Genomic DNA, 3,894 nt, shown 5'->3' with positions numbered 1-3,894 from the left:
AAAGAGAACTCACCGATCTGAGCCAGGCTGGCCCCGACCGTCAAGGCGGTATTGAGCGGGTAACGAAACAGCAGCACCAGCGCCACGGCAGCCAGTGTCTTGCCCAGCAGGATCACGGCCACGGTGGCGGCCAGCTTGCCGGGTGAATGCCACAGGACAGTCGGATCGAACAGCATGCCGACCGACACGAAAAACAGGACGGCAAACGCATCACGCAAGGGCAATGACTCGTCTGCAGCCCGGTGGCTGAATTCCGACTCCTGCATCATCATCCCGGCGAAAAAAGCCCCCAGCGCAAACGACACATCAAAAAGCTTGGCCGCACCGAATGCCACACCGACGGCGGCGGCCACCACACTCAGGGTGAACAGCTCACGCGAGCCCGTGCGGGCCACCCACCACAACATCCTGGGCAACACGCGCCGCCCGATCAGCAGCATGGTGGCGATGAAGGCCATGACCTTGGCCAGCGTCAGCGCCAGCGAAAGCCACAGGGGTTGGCCAGCACTCGCGGTTGCAGCGGGCTTGTCCGACAACATCCCGGCCACCGCAGGCATGAGCACGAGCACCAGCACCATGACGAGGTCTTCGACCACCAGCCAGCCAATCGCAATGCGCCCGTTGACGGTCTCGATCAGCCCCCTGGCCTCCAGCGCCTTGAGCAGTACCACCGTACTGGCCACCGACAGACACAGGCCAAACACCAGCGCAGGCCCGATGCCCCATCCCCAGGCATGGGCCAGCCCCATGCCCATGGCCACCGCCACCACGATCTGAACCACAGCACCTGGAATGGCAATGCGCCGCACAGCCATGAGATCAGACAGGGAAAAGTGCAGCCCCACACCGAACATCAGCAACATCACGCCGATTTCAGCGAGTTGCCCGGCCAGGTGCATGTCGGCCACAAAGCCCGGTGTGGCCGGCCCGATCACCACCCCTGCCAGCAAATAGCCCACCAGCGGCGGCATGCGCAAACGCGTGGCGGCGTAGCCCAGAACCAATGCCAGACCGAAGCCACACGCGATGGTCGAAATCAGGCTGATGTCATGGGGCATGCGGGCGGGTGGTTGCAGAGAGACACCGCACCGATTCTAGTGACACAACGCCCACGCGTCCCGATACACCCACTGCGTCAACTGGCACGGAACTTGGGCATGCTGAACTCCCCCTTCAGGAAGTTGCCGACCAAGTAAGTCAGGGCAACCTTCAGCACCGACTCGTTCGGCCGCGCCTGCCCTTCGCGCGCGATGCGCATCAACTGATGGCTGTACCAGATCACCTCCATCATGCGTGAGCGGTCGATGTAGCCGATGCCGCTGACACGTGGCGAGACGGCGTACTGCGGATCCAGCCCGGCCAGCAGGCGCTGTGGGGTCGCTGCATCCATGCACATCAGACGCCCCAGGCCGATGAAGTCCAGCGAACCGGATGCCAGCGCGTCACGCATGCCCGCCACCGATCGGAAGCCACCCGTCACCATCAAGGGCACCTTGGTTTGCTGGCGCACCTGCTCGGCAAAGTCCATGAAGTAAGCCTCACGCTGGCGTGTGCTGTTCTTCATGGTTTGCTCGGAGCCTGTCATCGCCGGCGCTTCATAGGTCCCCCCCGAGATTTCGACCATGTCGATGCCCGCTTCGGCGATCGCCAGCACCGCATCCATGGACTCCGCCTCGTTGAAGCCGCCCCGCTGGAAGTCGGCCGAGTTGAGCTTGATGCCAATCGGGAAATCGGGGCCCACGGCCTCACGCATGCTGCGGTACACCGCCATCAGAAAACGCCGGCGGTTTTCAGCCGAACCGCCCCACTTGTCTGAGCGTCGGTTGTGGTGCGGTGACAGGAACTGGCTGATCAAGTAGCCATGGGCCGCGTGGATCTGCACGCCACCAAAACCAGCTTGCTTCGCAATGCGGGCTGTGCGACCAAAACGCACGATGGTGTCTTCTATTTCAGCTGGTGTCATCTCGCGGGGCTTGCCGAAGAACGGCGCCAGCTCCGGCTTGAACGGGATGGCCGAAGGGGCCACCGTTTCCTTGTTCAAGCCGATCATGGCCTGCTTGCCCGGATGGTTGATCTGCATCCACAAGGCGGTGCCGTTGCGAGAACCGGCCTCGGCCCATTGCTTGAGAAACGCCAGATGACGCTCGTCTTCCACCACCACATTGCCGGGCTCGCTGCGTGCGCGCTGGTCCACCATCACATTGCCCGTGATGCTCAGACCAATGCCACCTTCCGCCCACGCCTTGTACAAAGGCAGCAGGCAGTCCAGCGGCCTGCCCTGCTTGTCACCCATGGACTCATGCAGGGCCGACTTCACCAGCCGATTCTTGATGAGCACGCCATTGCGCAGCTTGAATGACTGCCCTAGCGACAACGATGCGCCACCGGATGAAGAGGCCTGGACAAACGTAGAGGTGATGTTCATGGGATCCCACAACGATAAAGAGAACAAGGAGGAAGGTATGCAGCGTGCGGCTCAAGCCACCGCCCGGCAGGGCACGACATGATCAAGGGGCACATGCAGGCGTACAAAGTGGGCGAGCTCGTTGAGCGCCTGATCTGCCGCCCTCAAGGTGCCTGCGAACATCTGGAAGTTGTGCCAGTAGCCCTGGTACTGAACCAGTTGAACCACGCAGCCAGCCTGATGCGCGAACTGCCTGAAGTTCAAGGCGTCATCCAGCAGGATCTCGTCGCTGCCCACTTGCACCAGGGCTGGCGGCAGGCCCTTGAGTGAGCCCAGCAGGGGCGACACACGCGGGTCATCCACCGAAATGCCACGCCGATACGCGTCCCCACCGCGACGCAGCGCATGCGCCGTCACCATGGGATCGCCCCAACGTCGCCCCTGCACGCTCGCAGCACGCAAACGCAGATCGAGGTAAGGCGACATCATGTAGAGCGCGGCAGGCAAGGACTCACGCCTGTCGCGAAGATGCTGCACCAAGGCCAGCACCTGCGCGCAACCACCGGAGTCGCCACTCAGCACGATGTGTTGAGGCGGCACCCCCTGGTTCAACAAGGCCTGCCAAGCCACCAGCCCGTCGTGAAGCGCCGCCGGGTAAGGATGCTCCGGCGCCAGACGGTGATCCAGCAAATGCACAACCGCCTGGCACCGCGCCGCCATCTCGGCGGCAAGCGCCCTGTGTGTATGACATGAACCCGTGAAGAAGGCACCGCCATGGAAGTGCAATATGTGCAGCTTCCTTGCACCCTGCTGCAGCCGCAACACTTCACCAGGCACGCCGCCCAGGATGGAGGGCTGAATCAGCACATCGTCACGCACCTTGAACACGCGCGCAGAGGCGTCCATGCCCTTGCGCAAGATGCCCACCGGCAAAGGCAACAGGCTCGGCCACTTGAAGCTCAGCCGCAGGCCAGCTCTCACCAGCGTTCGTTTCCAGATCGGGTCTACCGGCGCCATCACGAGGTCCTTCTTGCGCATGCCGGGCTCATCCCTTTTGAACGATGTGATCCTGCGCCTGGAAGCGCGCCAGCTGCCTGCGCATCTCGAAAGTCGACCAGGGCCAGGCTGTGCTGTTGCGGCCATTGGCATCCAGGTAATAGCTCTGGCAGCCGCCGATGTTCCACACCGTGTGCTGCAAGGCTTCCTGCAGGCGATCGTTGTAGCGGCGGTGACGTTCAGGGTCCACGTCAATGCTGCGATAGCCCTTGGCACGCGCCTGCTTCAGCGCATCCACGATGTAGGCCAGTTGGGCCTCGATGATGATGACCGCCGATGAGCTCACGGCCAGATTCGGCCCGATCATCAGGAAGGCATTGGGGCAGTCCAGCACCATGGTGCCCAGGTAGCCTTCAGGGCTGCCTTTCCAGCGCTGCGCCACCGGCACGCCACTGCGGCCCTTGATGCGCTCGGCAATGGGCGGCGCCGTGATC

The 3,894-nt window shown here is 62.9% G+C and carries 3 protein-coding genes and 1 pseudogene; all 4 read right to left on the bottom strand.

Going from position 1 to position 3,894, the window contains the following annotated elements:
* Window positions 1-1,058: cation:proton antiporter (locus VFW93_RS01210; protein WP_329692169.1), on the bottom strand; the 1,058-nt coding region annotated here is incomplete at its 3' end.
* A 77-nt stretch (window positions 1,059-1,135) separates the two neighbouring features.
* Window positions 1,136-2,425 carry an NADH:flavin oxidoreductase/NADH oxidase family protein gene (locus tag VFW93_RS01205; RefSeq protein ID WP_329692168.1) on the bottom strand — a complete coding sequence of 430 codons (1,290 nt, stop codon included), beginning with the start codon at window positions 2,423-2,425 and terminating at the stop codon, window positions 1,136-1,138.
* A gap of 51 nt (window positions 2,426-2,476) precedes the next feature.
* Window positions 2,477-3,442, bottom strand: coding sequence for an alpha/beta hydrolase (locus VFW93_RS01200; protein ID WP_329692167.1), 966 nt, complete (start codon window positions 3,440-3,442; stop codon window positions 2,477-2,479).
* 7 nt (window positions 3,443-3,449) lie between these two features.
* Window positions 3,450-3,894, bottom strand: a pseudogene (locus VFW93_RS01195) (cyclohexanone monooxygenase); the annotation flags it as partial.

Source organism: Aquabacterium sp. (genome assembly GCF_036279675.1).
Lineage (GTDB): Bacteria > Pseudomonadota > Gammaproteobacteria > Burkholderiales > Burkholderiaceae_C > Aquabacterium.
Note: the sequence above shows the minus strand (reverse complement) of the source record. Positions and strands in the feature narration are given on the sequence as shown.